Here is a 19,518-nt window from a genome sequence, read left to right as displayed (position 1 = left end):
GTTCGGGAGACAATTCGGGTCAAAGCCGAAATCAAATCTACAAACATCTGGGCAGAAATGGCCGGAATAGCCCTCACAGACACCTCAGTACATGATTCACGTGAAACATGTTCCGGATCAGAACCGAACCTTGGATTCCCTTGATTCACGTGAAACATCACTTACCGATACAGAAATCCCGGAAGATCACGTCCAGCAGATCCTCAACGTCGATGCGACCGGTGATGCGCCCAAGCGCGTCGGCAGCACGGCGCAAGTCTTCAGCTTTCAGCTCTGAAGGCAAATGCGTCGAGGCCGCGGCCGATGCCAGGCCCTTCAGACAGTCCGACAGATAGCGCCGGTGCCGTTCGCGCGTCGCAAGCGGTGCTTCTCCTAACGAAATCGTTTCTTCTGCAAAATGTGTCAGCGCATCAAATAAGGAGCGTGTTCCGGATTCGTTTTGATCGGAACAAGGAATTTGCTTGATCGTTCCGGTAGAGTCTTGTTTCGGATGAGTCACAAGATCGGTCTTGGTGTGAATGACCCAGTGCGTGACGCTCTCCCGGAAGTCAGGCGGCAGTCCCGCCACCGGGTCATCGATTGCAACACCACCCGGTTCTACCGCCCACAAGACAAGATCTGCATCCTGCGCCCGTGCCTTTGCCCTGCGGATACCTTCCTTCTCGATCAGGCCCTCGGTCTCACGAATACCCGCTGTGTCGACAAGCGTCAGCGGATACCCGTTCAAATCCAGATGGACTTCGATGACGTCCCGCGTTGTTCCGGCCTCTTCCGTGACAATCGCAACATCGCGGCCTGCTATCGCGTTTAACAAGCTGGATTTACCGGCATTCGGCGCACCCATGAGAACCACTTGAAGACCCGATCGCAGCCGTTCCCCGCTCCGCGATCTGTCCAAATGCAGCGAGACCTCATCATGCAGTTTTGCCGCTTCTGACCAGACTTCATCCGCAACGCTGCCTGGAACATCCTCCTCGTCGGCAAAATCGAAGTCTGCCTCGATCATCGCCCGCATGTGAATGAGCCGTCTGCGCCAGTCTTCGTAAAGCTTGCCCAGGGCACCGCCCATCTGCCGCACAGCCTGCTTGCGCTGGATTTCCGTTTCCGCCGCAATCAGATCTGCCAGACCTTCCACCTCGGTCAGATCCATTCGGCCGCGGTCGAATGCACGCCTTGTGAATTCGCCGGGTTCCGCGGGGCGTGTGTCTTCAAATCTGCCGAGAACCTCAAGGAGCTTTCCGACAACCGCCCGCCCCCCGTGGCAATGCAGTTCCGCAACGTCTTCACCCGTAAAACTCCGCGGCCCCTCAAAGAAGAGAACCAGTCCCTCGTCCACGATCTCTCCACTTTCAGGATCTGTGAGCCTGGACAGAACGGCCTTACGTTCCGGGGGCACGCTGCCACAGACAGCTGTTGCAATGTCCTTTGTCCGTGGGCCTGAAACACGGACAACCGCGACGCCTGAGGGAACCGCGCCACTGGAGAGCGCAAAGATTGTTGATGCCATCAATTTCTTATCCAACCAGCTGCCACCGAGGAAGATCAGCATGGGCGACACTGTGAGTGCGCTTCTTTAGCAAACCGGAATTCAGACGGAAAGGGTCATTGGAGATGGGTCCCACCAACCGAAGGGATATGGGCCAACACTGCTTCGCATTCCGCAGACATACCGGGCCGGTTAGAAGCTGTTGGATTCACGTGAAACACCGGTTTTGATGTTTCACGTGAATCAATGAAGTTCATCAGCCTCCGATTTGGGCCTTCAAGGAACAGACTCGAGACCTTCCGGAGCTCAGTTGGTTCGGTCCCGAATCAATCGTATTCGTCGGATTCACGTGAAGCACCCCCGTGCCTATATGAAAATGTTTCACGTGAATTTATCGACCACGTTGATCTGCCAGCGACGACCAATCCGGCCGCGTCAGCCGGTAGAGCACATGAAGTGCCACCGGATGATCCTCCGGCAAAGACGGATGCAGAAAGTCACCGTCGTGGTCCCGGCGCATGCCGATCCGTTGCATCACCTTCTGGGATGGCGTGTTCGCGGGGATGGTAAACGCAACTATTTCGTCCAACCCGATAGTTTCAAAACCGAATCGAAGCCAGGCATTAGCCGCTTCACTCGCGTACCCCTTCCCCCAAGACGATTGCTTGAGGCGCCATCCGATTTCAACGCACGGCTCGAAGGGGAGCGGTGCTGCATAGGTCGGTGTATTCAATCCGACAAAACCCAGAAACTCGCCTGTTGTTCTGACTTCGACAGGCGCCATGCTGAACCCGTCCCGTTCATGCTTCTCAATACACCGTACGATTAGATGCTCACATTCTTCCCGCGTCATGACATCGGGAAAATAACGCATGACAACTGGATCGGCACACACTTCCGCAAACGAATCGACATCCTTGTCTTGCCAGGTGCGCAGCAAGAGACGCTCCGTTTCCATAAGAATATCTTCACTCATTGGATCGGTTCCGATTCAAAGGTTGCGCCGCGGATCCGGTTCGAAAGTCTTAACAAAAAGTAAAGGCGCAAACCCGTGGTTCGCGCCTTTGACCTGTTCAGCCATTCGTGGGGATCAGGTATTCATGCTGTCAAAGAACTCGTCGTTTGACTTCGTCTGCTTCAACTTGTCTAAAAGGAACTCGATCGCATCCACGGTTCCCATCGGATTGAGAATGCGGCGCAGAACGAATGTCTTCTTGAGACGTTCATGCGGCACAAGCAATTCTTCCTTGCGCGTGCCGGACCGCTGAATGTCGATCGATGGGTAAACGCGTTTGTCGGATATCTTGCGGTCAAGGATGATTTCGGAGTTACCCGTTCCCTTGAATTCCTCGAAGATAACTTCATCCATCCGGCTGCCCGTATCGATAAGCGCGGTCGCGATGATCGTGAGCGATCCGCCCTCTTCGATGTTACGCGCTGCACCGAAAAACCGTTTCGGCCGCTGAAGGGCGTTCGCATCGACACCGCCTGTCAGAACCTTGCCCGAAGACGGCACCACGGTGTTATAGGCTCGGCCAAGGCGCGTGATCGAGTCAAGCAGGATCACCACGTCGCGGCCGTGTTCCGTCAACCGCTTCGCCTTCTCGATGACCATCTCAGCAACCTGCACATGACGCGACGCCGGCTCGTCGAAAGTCGAGGACACAACTTCGCCATTCACGGTGCGCTGCATGTCGGTAACTTCTTCTGGCCGTTCATCGATCAGAAGAACGATCAGGTAGCACTCCGGATGATTGTTCGTGATCGACTTGGCAATGTTCTGCAGAAAGACGGTCTTACCGGTCCTTGGCGGAGCGGTGATCAGCGCACGCTGGCCTTTCCCGAGAGGTGCCACCAGATCGATCACCCGCGAGGACAGATCCTTGATCGTCGGATCCTCGATCTCCATACGGAAACGTTCATCGGGATAAAGCGGTGTCAGATTGTCGAAATGAACCTTGTGCCGTGCCTTTTCCGGATCTTCGAAATTGATCGTGTTGACCTTGAGAAGCGCGAAATACCGTTCTCCTTCTTTCGGGCTTCTGATCTGGCCCTCGACGGTATCGCCGGTTCGCAGCGAAAAGCGTCTTATCTGGGAGGGCGAAACATAAATGTCATCCGGGCCAGGCAGATAGTTTGCATCGGGAGATCGCAAAAAGCCGAAGCCGTCCTGAAGGACTTCAACGACACCTTCGCCGATAATCTCGACATCCTGGGCAGCCAGATTTTTCAAAATGGCGAACATCAGCTCCTGCTTGCGCATGGTGCTGGCGTTTTCGACTTCAAGCTCTTCAGCAAATTGCAGCAGCTCGGTCGGTGTTTTTTCTTTTAGATCTTTGAGTTTCATTTCCCGCATCGAGTAGGGGTCTGTCTTGTTATAGGGATGATATTTGGAAGGTCATTCTGTGCCGGAGATGATGGGTCGGCCAGAAGGTATCTGAGAGACGTTTAGATGTGTCCAGATTGTTCGGCGATACGATACAAGTCGAAACTGCATGCGCCGATTTGAAGTGGCGCGAAGATAATGTGTTTTTTACCGAATCGCAAGCCCGGAAATCTGCCGATTTTTCAGGCTCTGCCGCGAGACTACAAGCTAATAAAAAGGCAGCTGGACCCGGCCAGCTGCCGCGGGGCGTTTGCCGCAATCTTCAAAACGGTTTGACGATGACCAGGATGACGATCACAACCATCAGTACGGTCGGAACTTCATTCAGAATTCGATAGAAGCGCGGCGGCCGCGTATTCTTGTCAGCTGCAAACGTCTTCACACACCGGCTGAGATAACCGTGGACGCCGGACATGATCAGAACAAGCGTGAACTTGGCGTGGAACCACCCGTCCTGCCATGCCGAGATTTCATATGCAGCCCATAATCCGAATACCCAGGCCGCTATCATCGAAGGATTGATGATTGCCTTCAGCAGCCGGCGCTCCATGATCTTGAACGTTTCGGACTGAACCGAACCGGCTTCTGCCTCGGCGTGATAGACGAACAGCCGCGGCAGGTACAGCATCCCCGCCATCCATGCGATAATCGAGATGACGTGGAGGGACTTGACCCACAAGAACAGATCCATGAACTCAGCCCCTTCGAACCTGTTCAACCATTTTCGCAACATTTTCAGGATCGGCATCCGGAGTGACGCCGTGGCCGAGATTGAAGATCAGCGGCCCCTTGTCGAACGTCTGAAGAATATGCGCGACACCGTCCTCCAGGGCCGGTCCGCCGGCCACAAGCCGCATCGGGTCGAGGTTCCCCTGGATGGGAAGCTTACGTTGGATTTCCAGCGCAAGCTGATCCGGAGCGGTCCAGTCAAAGCCGACCGCGTCAACACCCGTGCCCTCGACAAAAGACAGAACCCGTGCCGATGAAGCTTTCGGAAACCCGATAATCTTCGCATCGGGCCGCTCGGCGCGGACCCCGTCGACGATCTGTTTCGTTGGTTCGATGGACCAGCGCCTGAAACCGGCATCATCCAGAACGCCTGCCCAAGTATCAAAAATCTGGACAGCATCCGCTCCTGCATCAAGCTGCCGGACCAGGTACCGGATCGAGGCGGTAACGAGCTGGTCGACAAAACGCTGCATGAGATCCGGATCGCGATAGGCCCCGACACGGGCAGCGACCTGATCCTGCGTGGTGTGACCGGCAACTGAATAGCACGCAACGGTCCAGGGAGCGCCGCAGAAGCCCAGCAGCGTCGTTTCCTGGGGAAGCTCAGCCCGAAGGCGGCTTACCGTCTCTATGACCGGTTTGAGATGATCCTCAGCCCTTTCCTGTTCGAGACGATCGATCAGGTCGGAAGAAAGAGGTTCGAGAACAGGCCCACGCCCTTCCTCGAAACGCACTGGATAGCCGATTGCGTCAGGGACGACAAAAATATCGGAGAACAGAATGCTCGCATCAAAACCATAGCGGCGAATCGGCTGGAGAGTGACCTCTGTTGCAAGGTCCGGGGAGTAACAGAAATCCAGGAAGTTTCGTGCTTTCGCCCTGACCTCCCGATACTCGGGAAGATAGCGTCCTGCCTGCCGCATCATCCAGATGGGAGGGGGCCAGATCTTTTCTCCCGAGAGAACCCGCATCACGGTTCTGTCTTGCGACTTCATAAGGCTCCACCTTTCCCACATTTCAAATCAAACAAGATTCTATATTTGAATCTGTTTTTTCTTATTGCGAGTGGATTACCGGGATCAATTTCTATCCACAATGCGTTTGCACAAATTTCCGTGCGGGAAAAACTTGGGTAAAGGGACGAAGGAAACAACTCAGCAAGAGTCGAAAACTCAATTCATGATTTATATTCAGATGGTTGGCAGAGTGTTTACCTTTCGTTAAGAGTTTGGGCACAGGTGGATAGGCTGTCGAAATGTCACAGATGAAATGTGAATCCACATCCATGCACAATCGTTTCGGATACAGTTTCCGCGCGTTAGAGCTTTGTTAACAAATATTGATGAACGGGCATAAACTTCGTACACCCCGCTCTGACACCAAGACGACTCCCAATCCGTCAACAGCCCTGGGGATGATACCGTGAACAAGTCGCGACACTATTTTCACCTGCATCTCGTGTCCGACTCGACCGGTGAAACACTGATGACCGTTGCACGCGCAGCAACGGTTCAATACGAGAATGTCCAGGAGATAGAGCATGTCTATCCGCTGGTCCGTTCATCCAAACAGCTGGACAGGGTCATTTCGGAAATCGAGAACGCACCCGGGATCGTGCTCTACACTCTCGTTGACAACGAAATAGCAAAGCGCCTGGAGCAGAAGTGCCGGGATCTCGGGCTGCCTTTCGTAAACATTCTTGATCCGGTCTTTGCGGTTTTTCAGTCCTACCTGAACGTCACGCAGACACACCGCATTGGTGGACAACACGAACTCGACGCGGAATATTTCCGCCGGATGGAAGCGCTCAATTACACGATGCTGCATGACGATGGCCAGGTCTGGGACGATCTCGAATCCGCCGACATCGTCCTCATCGGTATTTCCAGGACTTCAAAGACACCGACCTGCATCTATCTCGCCAACCGGGGCATCAAGGCTGCCAATGTACCGCTGGTTCCGGGTATCCCCCTGCCCGAGCATGTCAAATCCCTGAAAGGCCCTATGATCATTGGTCTGATAGCATCGGTAGAACGTATCCAGCAGATTCGCCGAAACCGAGTTCTTTCATTGAATTCAGATGGTTACAACGATACTTACGTTGATCGGAAGGAGATTTCGCAGGAAATCAACATGACCCGCCGCCTGTGTTCTGAAAATGAATGGCCGCTGATCGATGTCACAAGGCGATCCGTGGAGGAAACAGCGGCTGAAATCATGACACTCTTCAAGGACTTCAAGTCGGAAGCCGTGAATCCGGCCGGGTCCTGAGCCACCCGATGCACTGACACGAGAGAGACAACATGGCACTTGTACTTGCCAGCGGCAGCCGGATCCGCGCCGAATTGATGAAAAACGCGGGTCTTTCATTTGAGACGGACCCTTCGGATGTCGATGAAAGAGCCGTGGAACAACCGCTTCTGGAAGCGAAATTTCCTCCCGAAGACCTCGCGAGCGTTTTGGCCGAGGCAAAGGGCAACGATGTCAGCAGCCGCAGACCCACAGATCTTGTGGTTGGGGCGGATCAGATTCTCGCCTTTGAAGGTGAACGTCGAACCAAGCCGGAGGATATGGAAGCCGCGCGCCGGCAGTTGCTCACTTTTTCCGGCAAGACCCACGAATTGCATTCGTCCGTCGTGATTTCTCGCGGCGGCGAAGCGATCTGGCGCAATGTCTCGACGGCGCGGCTGACAATGCGCGATCTGAGCCCGGCTTTTGTCGGGCATTACCTGGCGAATGCCGGAGACAGCGTTCTTTCGAGCGTCGGCGCTTATCAACTGGAAGGATTGGGTGTTCAACTCTTTGAAAAGATTGATGGTGATTACTTCACGATCCTGGGTCTTCCCATGCTGCCTTTGCTGGCGGAACTGCGCACGCTCGGGGTCGTAGAGACATGACCCGGCTCGTGAGAAAGGCCGCCATAACCGGTCATCCCGTTTCCCATTCAAGATCGCCGCTCATACACGGCTACTGGCTCGAAAAGCACGGGCTCGAGGGTGAATACGGGCGCGTGGATGTGCTGCCCGAAAACGCCGAACACTTTTATGGAAACTTTGCCGATTCAGGTTTGATCGGGGCCAACGTGACTGTCCCGTTCAAGGAGATTGCGGCAAAGTCGTGCGACTGGCTCGATGACGCCGCCAGCGCAATGGGTGCGGCGAACACGCTTTGGCTCGACGAGGCAGGCAGACTATGCGGCGCCAATACCGACGGACTAGGGTTTCTCGGCAACCTCGATCAGCTGTCTCCGGACTGGGACGAGACGCCGGGCACAGCGGTCGTTCTGGGTGCCGGCGGAGCGGCTCGCGCCATTGTATGGGCGTTGCTTTCCCGGAAATACACAACGGTGCATATCGTCAATCGAACCAGGGAAAAAGCCGAGAAAATCAGCAATGAGTTCGGAAACGGAACAGTCGCCCATGGCTGGGAAAATCTGGGCACAACACTTGCCCAGGCGGATGTGCTGGTGAACACGACATCCCTTGGCATGACCGGCAAACCGCCGCTTGAAATCGATCTGAAAAACCTGCCCGCAACCGCGCTAGTCAACGACATTGTCTATTCGCCACTTGAAACCGATCTGCTGAAGCAGGCAGCTGCCCGTGGAAACCCGACGGTCGACGGCATCGGCATGTTGCTGCACCAGGCGGTGCCCGCATTCGAGCGCTGGTTCGGCGAAAGGCCCGTTGTGACGGATGAGCTCAGGACGCTTGCGCTCAAGGATCTCGGAGTGATCACGTGATCAGGATCGGATTGACCGGATCCATCGGCATGGGCAAGTCGACGACTGCCGACATGTTCGCGGCAAGAGGCGTTCCGGTTCACGATGCCGACGCCTGCGTTCATGCGCTTTACGAGGGCCGTGCGGTGCCGCTGATTGGCGACGCTTTTCCCGGAACGATCGTGGATGGGAAGGTAGATCGCTCGCTCCTGTCAAAACAGGTTCTCCGCGATCCGGAAGCGATGAAGCGTCTGGAGGACATCGTGCATCCGCTGGTGCGCGAAGAGGAACAGACCTTCCTGGACCTGGCACGGCTTGATGGCCACTCGGTTGTCCTGTTGGATATCCCGCTTCTGTTTGAAACGGGCGGTGAGGATCGGGTCGACCTTGTTGTTGTGGTGACGGCGGACGCCGGCATCCAGCGCGAACGTGTTTTGTCGCGAGACGGCATGAGCGAGGATCGGTTCCAGGCCATCCTGGCGAAACAGGTGCCGGACGCTGAAAAACGAAAACGCGCCGATTTCCTGATCGACACCGGATTGGGAATGGAGGCTGCGGAAAGAAGGGTCGACGAAATCCTCGCCGAGATCCGGAATGGCAAGGCACAGGACTGATGCCCGGGGAAAACCGGTCGGCCCGCTTGCGTCATGACCCAGACACGGCACACTGGTCGAGGCAGTGAAAGGCGAACCATGCGCGAAATATCCTTTGATACGGAAACGACCGGCCTCAACCCCCGTGGGGGTGACCGCCTGGTTGAAATAGGCGGTGTCGAACTGATCAATCACATTCCGACCGGGAATTCCTACCACGTCTATATCAATCCGGAACGCGACATGCCCGAAGAGGCTTTCCGGGTTCATGGTCTTTCAGAGGAATTCCTGTCCGACAAACCGCTTTTTGCCGCCGTCGCCGACGAATTCCTTGAGTTTGTCGGCGAAGCAACCCTCGTCATTCACAATGCGGCCTTCGACATGGGCTTCATCAACACGGAGCTTGAACGCGCCGGTCGGCGGATCATTTCGAACACCCAGGTCCTGGACACGCTCGAAATCGCGCGCCGCAAGCACCCGTCAGGCCCGAACTCACTGGACGCTCTGTGCTCGCGCTACGGCATCGACAACTCCAAACGCGTGAAGCATGGCGCATTGCTTGATGCGGAAATCCTTGCGGAAGTCTATCTGGAACTGATCGGCGGACGCCAGACGGCCCTTGGGCTGGTGCCCGAAGAAGAGGTGTCAACCTCGTCCGATACCGCCGTGATTTCGGGTGAACTGGGAACCTTCAACGCCCGGAAGCGTCCGGCACCGCTCGCGTCCCGATTGACGGACGAGGAATATGCGGCACACAAGGCTTTTGTCAAAGGCATGGGGGAAAGCGCTCTTTGGGGTAAATACGGCGATTAGTCGTTTACCCGGCCCGCGGCCCGATCCCTTTTTGCCGGTCTAACCGGTCATGAGCCAACGGCATGTCTGGAAATGTCGTTCCGAATGGGGGCTATCGAAGGCCCAGGCCATGGTTTGGGCGACGGTCCAAAGCCGTGCCCTCTCTCGGTCCAGCTCCAATTCCTCCGAAAGACGTTCAAGGCGATGAAGGGTCGCCTCCTTTGTGTGACCGAATTCAAAACTGCGCACGATCGGGCTGAGTGCAAAGGCGGGGTCACCGACGAGCGGTTTCGGATCGATCGCCAGCCACGGTTCGCGTTCCGCCGACAGGATGTTGTGGCCGTGAAGGTCCTGGTGCAGGAGCAGGGATCCCGTTTCTTCAGATCCAAGATCGTTGACCGCGGCGACGGCAGCATCAACGAGGCGCTTTTCGCAAGGGGTTCCGGCGCTGCGCCAATCCCTCTCGAGAGCGGAAATCCAGCCGGCCGCCTCTTCGCTGAGCGGCGTGAACGGCGCCTCAGCGGGAACCATCAGTTTGCGCAGGAGATTTACGAGGATAGCGAGCTGGTCCGTGTCCGTGGCGTCGGCGAGGTAGCGGCCCGGCCGGCATCGTTCCAGCAGCAGGGCACCAAGCTCAGGTTCGTGGCCAAGAAGCCGGCAAGCCCCTTGCCCGTTCCAAAGGCGGAGCGCATCGGCCTCATGCCGGGTTTCCCGGTGAACGAACTGCAGTTTCAGGACAACGTTTTCTGCACTGCGCCGCGCGGGCAAGACAAGAGAGACATTGCCGCCTGTGAAGGGTTGCCCGACAGATTGAAGATCGAACCTCGACAGGGCCGCTTCGAAAAGAACCGGAAGACGATTCAGCCAGTCCCTCCCAGCCTGCTTGTTTGCGAGCCACAAGAGTTTTTCGGGTACCTGGAAAGGAAGACTGGGCCCGGAGTTGCTCAAGAAGCGGCTCGATCCGCCGCGCTACAGCATCGACGGCAGGACGCGGTCCGGCGGGCGGTGGCCATCCATGAAGGTCTTGATATTAATGATGACCTTCTCGCCCATCTCGATCCGGCCCTCGATCGTGGCCGACCCCATATGCGGCAGAAGCACCACGTTCTCGAGTTTGACAAGCTTCGGATTGACGGCCGGTTCGTGTTCGAAAACGTCGAGTCCGGCACCGGCCAGATCGCCGGCTTCGAGCATGCGGATCAGCGCGTTTTCGTCGATCACCTCGCCGCGCGCGGTGTTCACGACATAGGCGTCCTTTTTCAGGAGCTTCAGCCGGCGGGCCGACAGGAGATGGAACGTTGCCGGCGTGTGCGGACAGTGAATGGAAACCACGTCCATGCGCGCCAGCATCTGGTCGAGGCTTTCCCAGTAGGTTGCTTCAAGCTCATCTTCGATGTCGTCGGCGACCTTGCGGCGATTGTGATAGTGGATCGACATGCCGAACGCCTTGGCGCGGCGCGCGACGGCCTGTCCGATACGGCCCATGCCGATAATCCCGAGCCGCTTTCCCCAGATCCGGTGGCCAAGCATCCAGGTCGGCGACCAGCCGGCCCAGTCGCCTGCTTCCAATGCGCTTATTCCTGTGGCAAGACGTCGCGGCACGGACAGCATCAGTGCCATGGTCATGTCGGCCGTGTCTTCCGTCAGAACGCCGGGCGTGTTGGTGACATTGATTCCGCGATTATTGGCGGTCACCACATCGATATTGTCCACACCATTCCCGAAATTGGCGATGAGTTTCAGGTTTTCGCCGGCCTGCGACAAAACCGACGAATCGATCCGGTCGGTCACGGTCGGAACAAGCACGTCGGCAGATCTGACAGCCTCGACCAGTTCGGCCTGGCTGAAGGGCCTGTCATTTTCATTGAGGCGCGTTTCGAACAACTCACGCATCCGGGTTTCAACCACGTCCGGAAGCTTCCGGGTCACAACAACGACAGGCTTCTTTTTCGCCATACCAACTGCCTTTCGCGATTCATTGGGAGTTTGTTAACCCCAATGGATTCACCTTGATGCTGCGCGTTGCGCGAGCGCACGAGACCGCACCCTTCTCCTTACCAGATGGTTCGGCAGAAACAAGAGATCGGTTTCATTCGCGGCGCATTGCCCACGTGCCTGAAACGGCAAGGTGGTTTTTACGCAGTTTTTTCGTTACAGATTTGACGCAACTCAAAGATCAAGAACAAGTTGGACAACTGGATAATATGACCTGTTCGTTTCCAGGCCGCCGCCAAATCCTGAGTGTGATAGCAATCCTTCTCGCGATCAGCTGGTCCATTGTGCCTGCAGGGGCGCAAGGCACGACGACAGGCGCTTCCGGATTGCCGGTGCCTCGCTTCGTCAGCCTGAAGTCGGACCGCGTCAATGTGAGGGTTGGCCCCTCTCGCGAACATGCCGTCGCCTGGACGTTCGTTCAGTCAGGCCTGCCTGTCGAGATCATCCAGGAATTCGAAAACTGGCGCCGGATCCGCGACTGGGAAGGCAAGGTCGGCTGGGTGTTTCACTCCCTGCTTTCAGGCCGCCGCACCGCTCTCGTCACGCCCTGGGAAAAGACCAACCGGACCCCGCTGCGCGCACGCTCCAAATCCGATGCTGACATCGTTGCAGAACTGGAACCGTTCGTGCTCACTTCGGTCACCGAATGTGCCGGCGGCTGGTGCCGCGTCAATGGAGCCGAATACGAAGGCTGGCTCGACCAGACCCGCCTCTTCGGCGTCTATCCCGACGAGATCCTGCAAGACTGAGCAGGGTTCGGAAGCGCGCGATCCACTGCCTTGATCCAATCAGCTGGTGTCATCCCCGACTTGTTCGGGGATCTACTCACTTCCAGAGCAATTGGGAACTCTCCGGCGCGTCTGATGAGTACAATCAAGCAACCTACTGCATAAATCGAAAGCCATTGGATCCCCGATCAAGTCGGGGATGACCTCAGTGGTGTGACGGTCAGTTGGTTGCACTTCAATGGGAAAGCAAGGTTTTCACGGGCCGCGACAATGGCTTTTCCTTCTTACGGCGATGACGTTGCCGTCAGCTGCCGTGCATCCTTCGAGACAGCGCGCTGCGCTTCCTCAGGATGAGGAAGTGGGATCGAATTCCTTGTTCGAAACCGTTTCGAGACTTTCTACTTTCCTGCCATTGAGCCAAGCCTGAGCCGGCCTTGCTGCATTTTCTGCCTCATCCTGAGGAACACCGGAGGTCTGTCTCGAAGGATGGCGTCAAACTGGTAACAATTGCAAAAAGTATAAAAGGCGGCCATGGGCCGCCTTTGAACCGCCGGTGGGGTCGTTGAACCCTTAATCCGCCTGGTTTTCCTGTGCCTTCAACTCATCGAGACGCGGCATTGACATGATATTGTAGCCACTGTCGACAAAATGGACTTCACCTGTGACGCCGCCGGAAAGGTCTGACAGGAGGTAGAGCCCGGTCCCGCCGATCTCGTCGAGCGAAACGGTGCGGCAAAGCGGTGAATTCCGTTTCTGGAAATTGAACATCAGGCGCGCGTCGGAAACGCCGGACCCGGCCAGCGTCCGTACCGGGCCGGCCGAAATGGCATTCACGCGGATATTCTGTTCACCGTAATCGACCGCGAGATACCGGACGGAGGATTCAAGTGCGGCCTTGGCGACGCCCATGACATTGTAATTCGGCATGACCTTGGTCGAACCGCCATAGGTCAGCGTGATGATCGACCCGCCATCCGGCATGATCTCCGCGGCCCGCTTCGCAATCTCGGTGAACGAGAAGCAGGAAATCAGCATCGTCCGGGAGAAGTTCTCGCGCGTCGTGTCGGCATATCTGCCGCGCAGTTCCGACTTGTCGGAAAAAGCGATCGCGTGGACGAGGAAATCAATGCTTCCCCAGCGTTCTTTCAAGGCACTGAAGACGGCGTCGACGGAGTCGATGTCCTCAACATCACACGGCAGCAGTATGTCGCTGCCGACAGATTCGGCCAGAGGCTTCGTACGCCGGCCGAACGCTTCGCCCTGATAGGTGAAGGCGAGTTCCGCACCGTGTTCGGACAGGGTCTTGGCAATACCCCATGCGATGGAGTGGTCGTTGGCAACGCCCATGATCAGGCCGCGTTTGCCCTTCATCAGATCAGACATGTCGGTCTCCTCAGCCGTGGTAGCGTGACAGCGCGAGGGAGGCGTTGGTGCCGCCAAAACCGAAGCTGTTGGAAAGGACGGTGTCCAGGCCGGCATTGTCGACCCGTTCCGTCACGATCTCGTCCTTGCTGAGGGCCGGGTCGAGCTCCGCGATGTTGGCGGAGGCCGTCATGAAATCGTTCTGAAGCATCAGCAGGCAATAGATCGCTTCCTGAACGCCCGTTGCCCCGAGGCTGTGGCCGGTCAGCGACTTGGTTGAGGAAGCAGGCGGCTGGTTGTCGCCGAAAACACGCCGGATCGCCTCGATCTCGCCGATATCGCCGACAGGCGTCGATGTACCGTGGGTGTTGATGTAGTCGACCTTGCGGTCCCCAAGCGTTTCGATGGCAAGACGCATGCAGCGCTCACCGCCTTCGCCGGACGGGGCGACCATGTCATAGCCGTCGGAGTTAGCCGCATATCCGGTGACTTCCGCGTAGATCTTCGCACCGCGCGCCTTGGCGCGCTCCAGTTCCTCAAGAACGACGACACCGCCGCCACCGGCAATGACGAAGCCGTCACGCGTGGAATCGTAGGCGCGCGATGCCGTTTGTGGGGTGTCATTGTATTTGGAGGACATGGCGCCCATTGCGTCGAACAGGCAGGACAGCGTCCAGTCGAGTTCTTCGCCGCCGCCTGCGAACATCACGTCCTGCTTGCCGAACTGGATCTGTTCGGTCGCGGCGCCGATGCAGTGCGCCGACGTCGAGCAGGCGGAGGTGATCGAATAGTTGATGCCCTTGATCTTGAAGGGTGTCGCAAGACAGGCCGAGTTGGTCGAGCTCATTCCGCGGGTGACCATGAACGGGCCCATGCGCTTCGGCGCCCCTTTTTCAAGAACGATCTGGTGCGCCTGGAAAAGGTTTTTGGTGGACGGGCCGCCGGACCCCATGATCAGGCCGGTGCGCGTGTTGGAGACGTCGCTTTCTTCCAGTCCGCTGTCTGCGATCGCCTGCTGCATCGAGATGAAGTTATAGGCCGCGCCGTCGCCCATGAAACGCAATTGCCGCTTGTCGATCAGGGACGGGATATCGACATCCGGCATACCGTGAACCTGGCTGCGGAAGCCGTGCTCCGCATAATCCGGGGCAAATTGAATTCCGGACTTGCCTTCCCGGAGGCTGGCCAGCACTTCCTGGGCATTCGATCCGATGGATGATACGATTCCGATACCGGTGACGACAACGCGTCTCATTGCGGTCTCCTAATTTATCCGGGGCGTGAGCCCCGGTCCGCTGTTTGGCTCTTTTGCCTTACATAATGCACAAACCGGCGCTCCCAAGACAAAGGACCGCCGGCCGGATGCTTTCGATGAGTCGGGCCTCAGGTTTTTGCCAGGCCGACGCGCAGGTCCGTTGCCTTGTAGATCTGCTCGCCATCGGCCTTCAGCCAACCGTCGGCAATGCCGAGAACGAGGCGTCCCTTCATGATGCGCTTGAAGTCGATACCATATTCGACCAGCTTCACATCCGGAGTGACCATGCCTTTGAACTTGATCTCGCCGGTGGAGAGCGCCATGCCCTTTCCTTCCAGACCGAGCCAGCCGAGCACGAAACCAGTGAGTTGCCACAGGGCGTCCAGTCCGAGACAGCCCGGCATGACCGGGTTGCCCTGGAAGTGGCACGGGAAGAACCAGAGATCGGGCTTGATGTCGAATTCGGCGCGCGCATAACCCTTGTCGAATTCGCCCCCTGTTTCGGAGATGTCCGTGATACGGTCGAACATCAGCATCGGCGGGAGCGGCAATTGGGCGTTGCCCGGGCCGAAAAGCTCGCCGCGGCCGCAGGCGAGGAGATCTTCGTAGTCGTAGCTGGAGCGGCGCTCGGTCATTCAGGATCCGTTTTCTTGCTTCCTACCCACAATCCCATGTCGGAACGGGTCTGTTTTTGGTTCTGTTTGCGGCGCCTTCCTAACACAGGGGAACCATGTTCGAAAGATGTCAGTTGCGTGAATTTTCAGGGAATTCAAGGCGATTTGGCGAGTTGCGAGCAAAAGTAGAGATCAAATATAACCGGCGCGTTTCATGGTGCCGTGCGGTTAAAACTTGCATTTCAGGCACAAGAAATGGCAGATATAGGCGAACAAATTGTGCAGCAAACCCTTAGAAGACTGAGCTCTTTCCAAAAAAAGCTCGTTAAAACAGGGACTTAGCTTTGGAACTCACTGGAATGACAACGCACGCGGCAACGCAAACGACCGGCAAGGATGTGACCAACATACTGCGAACCGCAGGTTTGCGGCCGACGCGCCAACGCGTTTCCCTGGCTGAATTGCTGTACTCCAAGGGTGATCGCCATATCTCCGCGGAACTTCTTCACGAAGAAGCGGTTGCTGCGGACGTACCGGTCTCCCTGGCGACGGTTTACAACACGCTGCACCAGTTTACCGAGGCCGGGCTTTTGCGCGAAGTCGCCATCGACGGCAACAAGACCTATTTCGACACGAACGTGTCTGATCACCATCACTTCTTCATCGAAGGTGAAAACAGGGTGATCGACATACCGGGCGAAGGTGTCGGTATCAACGCGATCCCGGAGGCCCCGGAGGGCATGGAGATCGTGCGCGTTGATGTGGTCGTCAGGGTGCGCGAAAAAAGCTGATTGGCCGGCTGCGCCTGATCACGTCCGGTTTCGGTCGAATTCGTACTCGAAATAATCCGATGTATCGTCGTAGGCAGCCAGATAGCGCTGACCTCTTGCGGTGAAACCCAGCTTGAGCAACAGGCTGGCTGAGCGCTCGTTTTCCGTATGCGTGATGGCGCAGATCATTGGCAGATCCATCTCTTCCCGCACGAAATCGAGCACGGCTCCGGCTGCTTCTCTTGCATAGCCCTTGCCGCGCGCTTCCTCCAGAAAGGCATAGCCGAGATCCGGAGCGTCGAGATCGTCGCGTATCACCAGCCCGCATGCTCCGACCGGAGCGCCGGTTTCTGTCAGTTCCACGAGCCAAAGGCCGACCTTGTGTTCGGCAAATTGCGCGAGTGTCTTGTTTTCAATGAACGCGACAGCGTCCTCATCAGACCGGATGCCGCGATCTGCGATGAAGCGGTGATAGTCCGGCTCATTCATGAGCTTGTTGTAGAAGGAAGCATCACTTGTTTTCGGCAACCGGAATGCGAGCCGGCTGCTTGCCGGAACGGGTCCGCTGGACATACTCAAGCGACATCACCCCTTTCGATCATTGCTTTGGTGCGTACGGCAATCTCCGGGACGGCATCAAACAGCTCTTTCTCCGGGCTTCTGCAAAGATCATAGATGACACAGCGTCTGCATTCCGGTTTGCGCGCCTTGCAGATATAGCGCCCGTGAAGGATCAGCCAGTGATGCGCGTGAAGTGAAAATTCTTTCGGAACGGCGCGTTCCATGGCCTTTTCGACATCGAGTGGCGTCTTGCCCGGCGCAATTCCTATCCTGTTGCCAAGCCGGAAAAGATGGGTATCGACCGCAATCGTCGGATGGCCGAAATAAATGTTCAGGACCACGTTGGCTGTTTTCCGGCCGACGCCCGGCAGCTTCTCCAGCGCTTCCCGGTCTTCGGGCACGCTGCCGCCATGGTCCCGGATAAGCTGCTCCGACAGGAGGATGACGTTTTTCGCCTTGTTCTTGTAAAGGCCGATGGTCTTGATTTCCTCCCGCACGCGCTCTTCGCCAAGCGCCAGCATCTTTTCGGGCGTGTCGGCGATCTGGAACAGGTTCTTTGTCGCCCGGTTCACACCGACATCGGTTGCCTGTGCCGACAGGACCACGGCAACCAGCAATGTGAAGGCATTGATGTAGTCGAGTTCGCCTTCCGGTTCGGGATTGTCCGCATGGAACCTTTGAAAGATCGCATAGGTCTCGGCCTTGTTGTAGCGCGAGCGCTTCAGGACCTTTCCGGGATTGTCCACGGAAGGGGCCGTCTTCCTGGTCTTCTTCGGCTTGGCGGGCCGTTTTTGGGATTTGCGGGCGGCGGGGCTCTTTGCTTGGGTCATGAACCCTCTATAATCAGACCTCATGAGCGAGAACAATCCGAATTCCGAGAATAATGATCGGACTGACGAGCTGGACCGGCCTTTTTTCACGGCCGTGCTGACTCCGCACCGCTCGCTGGGCCCAAACGGGTTCATGATCCTGATGCTGTGTTTCGGCGCTGTCAGCTTTGTTGCCGGCATTCTGTTCTGGAGCATCGGCGCCTGGCCGGTCTTCGGCTTTTTCGGCCTGGATATCGCGCTGCTCTGGCTTGCGTTCCGCATGAACTACAAGTCTGCGCGGACCCATGAAGAAGTGATTGTTTCGCGCAACGAGCTGATCATTCGAAAGGTCGGACCGGGAAAACGGTATCAGGAATTCTGCTTCAATCCCTTCTGGGTAAGGCTTTCAATCGACCGGATCGAGGACGAAGGCGTCGTCAAGATCACGCTGACGAGCCGGGGAGAAAGCGTCGATCTGGGCAACTTCCTCAATCCGGACGACAGAACGACCTTCGCCGGCGCCATGGCGAATGCACTGTCGGTCGCGAAATCTGGCGGTGTTCAGACGGTTTCCTGAGCGGGTCCGGGCTTCAATCGGAACGTTGCCAGCAAAATCATCAGGGCAACCACGGAAGACCCGGCGGCAACATAGAGCACGGTCTTGAAGTCCGCCATGCTGGCGATCACGCCCATCGAGACACTGCCGATCATGCCACCCAGAAACAGGCTGTTCATGTAGACGGCAGTCGCGCGCCCGGGCCTGTCGGGCGCGAAGCTCTGCACGTAGCTGATCGAGACCCCGGCAAACAGTCCGTAATACGCCCCCTCTACCACGGATGCAGCCATCACGTGCCAGAATTCGGTCACCTGGGCGAACAGGATCATGCTGGTCGGAGCGAGGACGGCAGCAATCATGAGCACCTGGCGGATCCCGATGCGTTCGGCCAGCCGAACGGACCAGAAGATCATGAACACCTCGACCACGCACTTCACCGACAGGGACAGGCCGGGTGTTGATCCGGGCAAACCGATTTCCTTCACGAAGAACAGCGGCATGGCGGAGACGAAAAGCGTGTTCGTGATGATGAAGCCAAGGCAGGTCAGCCCGGCAATCAGCAAACGCCAATTGACAGGTTCTCCGCCGCCGGTGTCCTTTCTCTTGCGCTCCGACCTGAATCCTGCAGGCACGGCGCGCCAGCTAAGAACAAGGAAACAGAGGCCGACGACGCAGGCGCTCAGGAATGTTGGGGCGAAGCCAACCAGGGATACCAGCGTGAAGGATGCAGCCGGTCCGATCATCCATGCAAGCGACACCGTCATGCGAAGCCAGGAATTGATCCGGGCAACGTCGAGCCCGTTGCGCTCTGCATAGAGGCGCGCATAGGTGAAAATCGTGCCTGACCCCATATTGGCGAGGCTCATGAGGGGCGCAACGAGAAGAACAAGCATCAGGAGACCAGACACCCGCGTGAGCAGCGCCGTCGCGATGATGAAGGCCGAAATCGAGATCAGAAGCAGGCGTTTTACCGGGAAGCCGTGGTCGAGCCGCTCTCCCGCCCATCGGTTTGCGATCAGGGTGAGCGGCATCACCAGGCCTGTGTAAAATCCAACCTGCCAGGGACTGGACCCGAGACCTTCCACGATGAAAAAGCTCATCAGCGGGATCAGCGCAGAAGCGCCGAGGCTCTTGATGAATTGCAAGAGCATGATCAGCAAC

Annotated in this window: 21 protein-coding genes; 8 read left to right on the top strand and 13 right to left on the bottom strand. The window is 57.1% G+C overall.

Features of this window, described 5'->3' with window-relative positions:
* Positions 1–157: 157 nt before the first annotated feature.
* The 5 genes from mnmE to hemE all read right to left on the bottom strand — a co-directional run bounded on the left by mnmE (position 158) and on the right by hemE (position 5,596).
* Positions 158–1,507: a tRNA uridine-5-carboxymethylaminomethyl(34) synthesis GTPase MnmE gene (gene mnmE, locus RDA78_RS06850; protein WP_434054585.1), complete on the bottom strand. Its 1,350-nt coding sequence runs from the start codon at positions 1,505–1,507 to the stop codon at positions 158–160.
* A 370-nt stretch (positions 1,508–1,877) separates the two neighbouring features.
* Positions 1,878–2,462: a GNAT family N-acetyltransferase gene (locus tag RDA78_RS06845; protein WP_434054584.1), complete on the bottom strand. Its 585-nt coding sequence runs from the start codon at positions 2,460–2,462 to the stop codon at positions 1,878–1,880.
* Between the two features lie 114 nt (positions 2,463–2,576).
* Positions 2,577–3,842 (bottom strand): transcription termination factor Rho, encoded by a 1,266-nt coding sequence (gene rho / locus RDA78_RS06840; protein ID WP_152499163.1) that lies wholly within the window; start codon positions 3,840–3,842, stop codon positions 2,577–2,579.
* Between the two features lie 292 nt (positions 3,843–4,134).
* A complete protein-coding gene (gene hemJ, locus RDA78_RS06835) occupies positions 4,135–4,563 on the bottom strand; it encodes a protoporphyrinogen oxidase HemJ (RefSeq protein WP_434054583.1) in 429 nt (142 codons plus the stop codon).
* A 4-nt stretch (positions 4,564–4,567) separates the two neighbouring features.
* On the bottom strand, positions 4,568–5,596 hold the full coding sequence (gene hemE, locus RDA78_RS06830; protein WP_434054582.1) for a uroporphyrinogen decarboxylase: 1,029 nt from the start codon (positions 5,594–5,596) through the stop codon (positions 4,568–4,570).
* 427 nt (positions 5,597–6,023) lie between these two features.
* On the opposite strand from hemE, the gene RDA78_RS06825 reads away from it, so the two are divergent.
* The 5 genes from RDA78_RS06825 (at position 6,024) to dnaQ (ending at position 9,728) form a co-directional block, all read left to right on the top strand.
* A complete protein-coding gene (locus RDA78_RS06825; protein ID WP_434054581.1) occupies positions 6,024–6,872 on the top strand; it encodes a pyruvate, water dikinase regulatory protein in 849 nt (282 codons plus the stop codon).
* 32 nt (positions 6,873–6,904) lie between these two features.
* Complete coding sequence (locus RDA78_RS06820; protein ID WP_434054580.1) at positions 6,905–7,498, top strand: Maf family protein; 594 nt, start codon at positions 6,905–6,907, stop codon at positions 7,496–7,498.
* On the top strand, positions 7,495–8,343 hold the full coding sequence (locus tag RDA78_RS06815; RefSeq protein WP_434054579.1) for a shikimate dehydrogenase: 849 nt from the start codon (positions 7,495–7,497) through the stop codon (positions 8,341–8,343). The genes RDA78_RS06820 and RDA78_RS06815 overlap by 4 nt, the downstream gene beginning before the upstream one ends.
* Positions 8,340–8,936 carry a dephospho-CoA kinase gene (gene coaE, locus RDA78_RS06810; RefSeq protein WP_434054578.1) on the top strand — a complete coding sequence of 199 codons (597 nt, stop codon included), beginning with the start codon at positions 8,340–8,342 and terminating at the stop codon, positions 8,934–8,936. Before RDA78_RS06815 ends, coaE begins: the two co-directional genes overlap by 4 nt.
* A gap of 78 nt (positions 8,937–9,014) precedes the next feature.
* Positions 9,015–9,728, top strand: a complete 714-nt coding sequence (gene dnaQ / locus RDA78_RS06805) for a DNA polymerase III subunit epsilon (RefSeq protein WP_434054577.1) — start codon at positions 9,015–9,017, stop codon at positions 9,726–9,728.
* 39 nt (positions 9,729–9,767) lie between these two features.
* On the opposite strand, the gene RDA78_RS06800 is transcribed toward dnaQ, so the two are convergent.
* Together RDA78_RS06800 and RDA78_RS06795 are read right to left on the bottom strand one after the other, a co-directional pair.
* Complete coding sequence (locus RDA78_RS06800; RefSeq protein WP_434054576.1) at positions 9,768–10,655, bottom strand: aminoglycoside phosphotransferase family protein; 888 nt, start codon at positions 10,653–10,655, stop codon at positions 9,768–9,770.
* A 21-nt stretch (positions 10,656–10,676) separates the two neighbouring features.
* Positions 10,677–11,663, bottom strand: a complete 987-nt coding sequence (locus RDA78_RS06795) for a 2-hydroxyacid dehydrogenase (protein ID WP_434054575.1) — start codon at positions 11,661–11,663, stop codon at positions 10,677–10,679.
* Positions 11,664–11,911: 248 nt separating this feature from the next.
* Here RDA78_RS06795 and RDA78_RS06790 point away from each other — a divergent pair, with 248 nt between their 5' ends.
* Complete coding sequence (locus RDA78_RS06790) at positions 11,912–12,451, top strand: SH3 domain-containing protein (protein WP_434054574.1); 540 nt, start codon at positions 11,912–11,914, stop codon at positions 12,449–12,451.
* Positions 12,452–13,000: 549 nt separating this feature from the next.
* Here RDA78_RS06790 and fabI read toward each other — a convergent pair.
* From fabI to fabA, 3 genes are all read right to left on the bottom strand, one after another.
* Entirely contained in the window at positions 13,001–13,813 is an 813-nt protein-coding gene (fabI, locus tag RDA78_RS06785; RefSeq protein WP_434054573.1) for an enoyl-ACP reductase FabI, read from the bottom strand.
* A gap of 10 nt (positions 13,814–13,823) precedes the next feature.
* A complete protein-coding gene (gene fabB / locus RDA78_RS06780; protein WP_434054572.1) occupies positions 13,824–15,047 on the bottom strand; it encodes a beta-ketoacyl-ACP synthase I in 1,224 nt (407 codons plus the stop codon).
* Positions 15,048–15,175: 128 nt separating this feature from the next.
* Positions 15,176–15,682 (bottom strand): 3-hydroxyacyl-[acyl-carrier-protein] dehydratase FabA, encoded by a 507-nt coding sequence (gene fabA / locus RDA78_RS06775; RefSeq protein ID WP_306142358.1) that lies wholly within the window; start codon positions 15,680–15,682, stop codon positions 15,176–15,178.
* A gap of 338 nt (positions 15,683–16,020) precedes the next feature.
* Between fabA and irrA the strand changes: the two genes are divergently transcribed.
* Positions 16,021–16,452: an iron response transcriptional regulator IrrA gene (gene irrA / locus RDA78_RS06770; protein WP_434054571.1), complete on the top strand. Its 432-nt coding sequence runs from the start codon at positions 16,021–16,023 to the stop codon at positions 16,450–16,452.
* Positions 16,453–16,470: 18 nt separating this feature from the next.
* On the opposite strand, the gene RDA78_RS06765 is transcribed toward irrA, so the two are convergent.
* Both RDA78_RS06765 and nth read right to left on the bottom strand, forming a co-directional pair.
* Positions 16,471–17,004 carry a GNAT family N-acetyltransferase gene (locus RDA78_RS06765; protein ID WP_434056112.1) on the bottom strand — a complete coding sequence of 178 codons (534 nt, stop codon included), beginning with the start codon at positions 17,002–17,004 and terminating at the stop codon, positions 16,471–16,473.
* Between the two features lie 2 nt (positions 17,005–17,006).
* Entirely contained in the window at positions 17,007–17,822 is an 816-nt protein-coding gene (nth, locus tag RDA78_RS06760; RefSeq protein WP_434054570.1) for an endonuclease III, read from the bottom strand.
* A 22-nt stretch (positions 17,823–17,844) separates the two neighbouring features.
* Between nth and RDA78_RS06755 the strand changes: the two genes are divergently transcribed.
* The gene (locus RDA78_RS06755) at positions 17,845–18,378 is read left to right on the top strand and encodes a DUF2244 domain-containing protein (protein WP_434054569.1); all 534 of its coding nucleotides are present in this window, start codon (positions 17,845–17,847) and stop codon (positions 18,376–18,378) included.
* Here RDA78_RS06755 and RDA78_RS06750 read toward each other — a convergent pair.
* Positions 18,363–19,508 carry an MFS transporter gene (locus RDA78_RS06750; protein WP_434054568.1) on the bottom strand — a complete coding sequence of 382 codons (1,146 nt, stop codon included), beginning with the start codon at positions 19,506–19,508 and terminating at the stop codon, positions 18,363–18,365. The genes RDA78_RS06755 and RDA78_RS06750 overlap by 16 nt on opposite strands.
* Positions 19,509–19,518: the final 10 nt, after the last annotated feature.

This window comes from Roseibium sp. (genome assembly GCF_051016195.1).
Lineage (GTDB): Bacteria > Pseudomonadota > Alphaproteobacteria > Rhizobiales > Stappiaceae > Roseibium.
This window is presented reverse-complemented; position numbering and strand designations above follow the sequence as displayed.

Bases quoted from the DNA above. Each gene is read 5' to 3' on its own strand.
- RDA78_RS06755 (WP_434054569.1), top strand. From the start codon at position 17,845: ATGAGCGAGAACAATCCGAATTCCGAGAATAATGATCGGACTGACGAG.
- RDA78_RS06820 (WP_434054580.1), top strand. From the start codon at position 6,905: ATGGCACTTGTACTTGCCAGCGGCAGCCGGATCCGCGCCGAATTGATG.
- hemE (WP_434054582.1), bottom strand. From the start codon at position 5,596: ATGAAGTCGCAAGACAGAACCGTGATGCGGGTTCTCTCGGGAGAAAAG.
- rho (WP_152499163.1), bottom strand. From the start codon at position 3,842: ATGCGGGAAATGAAACTCAAAGATCTAAAAGAAAAAACACCGACCGAG.
- dnaQ (WP_434054577.1), top strand. From the start codon at position 9,015: ATGCGCGAAATATCCTTTGATACGGAAACGACCGGCCTCAACCCCCGT.
- RDA78_RS06795 (WP_434054575.1), bottom strand. From the start codon at position 11,663: ATGGCGAAAAAGAAGCCTGTCGTTGTTGTGACCCGGAAGCTTCCGGAC.
- RDA78_RS06815 (WP_434054579.1), top strand. From the start codon at position 7,495: ATGACCCGGCTCGTGAGAAAGGCCGCCATAACCGGTCATCCCGTTTCC.
- RDA78_RS06790 (WP_434054574.1), top strand. From the start codon at position 11,912: ATGACCTGTTCGTTTCCAGGCCGCCGCCAAATCCTGAGTGTGATAGCA.
- irrA (WP_434054571.1), top strand. From the start codon at position 16,021: ATGACAACGCACGCGGCAACGCAAACGACCGGCAAGGATGTGACCAAC.
- RDA78_RS06750 (WP_434054568.1), bottom strand. From the start codon at position 19,508: ATGCTCTTGCAATTCATCAAGAGCCTCGGCGCTTCTGCGCTGATCCCG.
- hemJ (WP_434054583.1), bottom strand. From the start codon at position 4,563: ATGGATCTGTTCTTGTGGGTCAAGTCCCTCCACGTCATCTCGATTATC.
- fabI (WP_434054573.1), bottom strand. From the start codon at position 13,813: ATGTCTGATCTGATGAAGGGCAAACGCGGCCTGATCATGGGCGTTGCC.
- fabB (WP_434054572.1), bottom strand. From the start codon at position 15,047: ATGAGACGCGTTGTCGTCACCGGTATCGGAATCGTATCATCCATCGGA.
- RDA78_RS06765 (WP_434056112.1), bottom strand. From the start codon at position 17,004: ATGTCCAGCGGACCCGTTCCGGCAAGCAGCCGGCTCGCATTCCGGTTG.
- fabA (WP_306142358.1), bottom strand. From the start codon at position 15,682: ATGACCGAGCGCCGCTCCAGCTACGACTACGAAGATCTCCTCGCCTGC.
- mnmE (WP_434054585.1), bottom strand. From the start codon at position 1,507: ATGGCATCAACAATCTTTGCGCTCTCCAGTGGCGCGGTTCCCTCAGGC.
- RDA78_RS06845 (WP_434054584.1), bottom strand. From the start codon at position 2,462: ATGAGTGAAGATATTCTTATGGAAACGGAGCGTCTCTTGCTGCGCACC.
- nth (WP_434054570.1), bottom strand. From the start codon at position 17,822: ATGACCCAAGCAAAGAGCCCCGCCGCCCGCAAATCCCAAAAACGGCCC.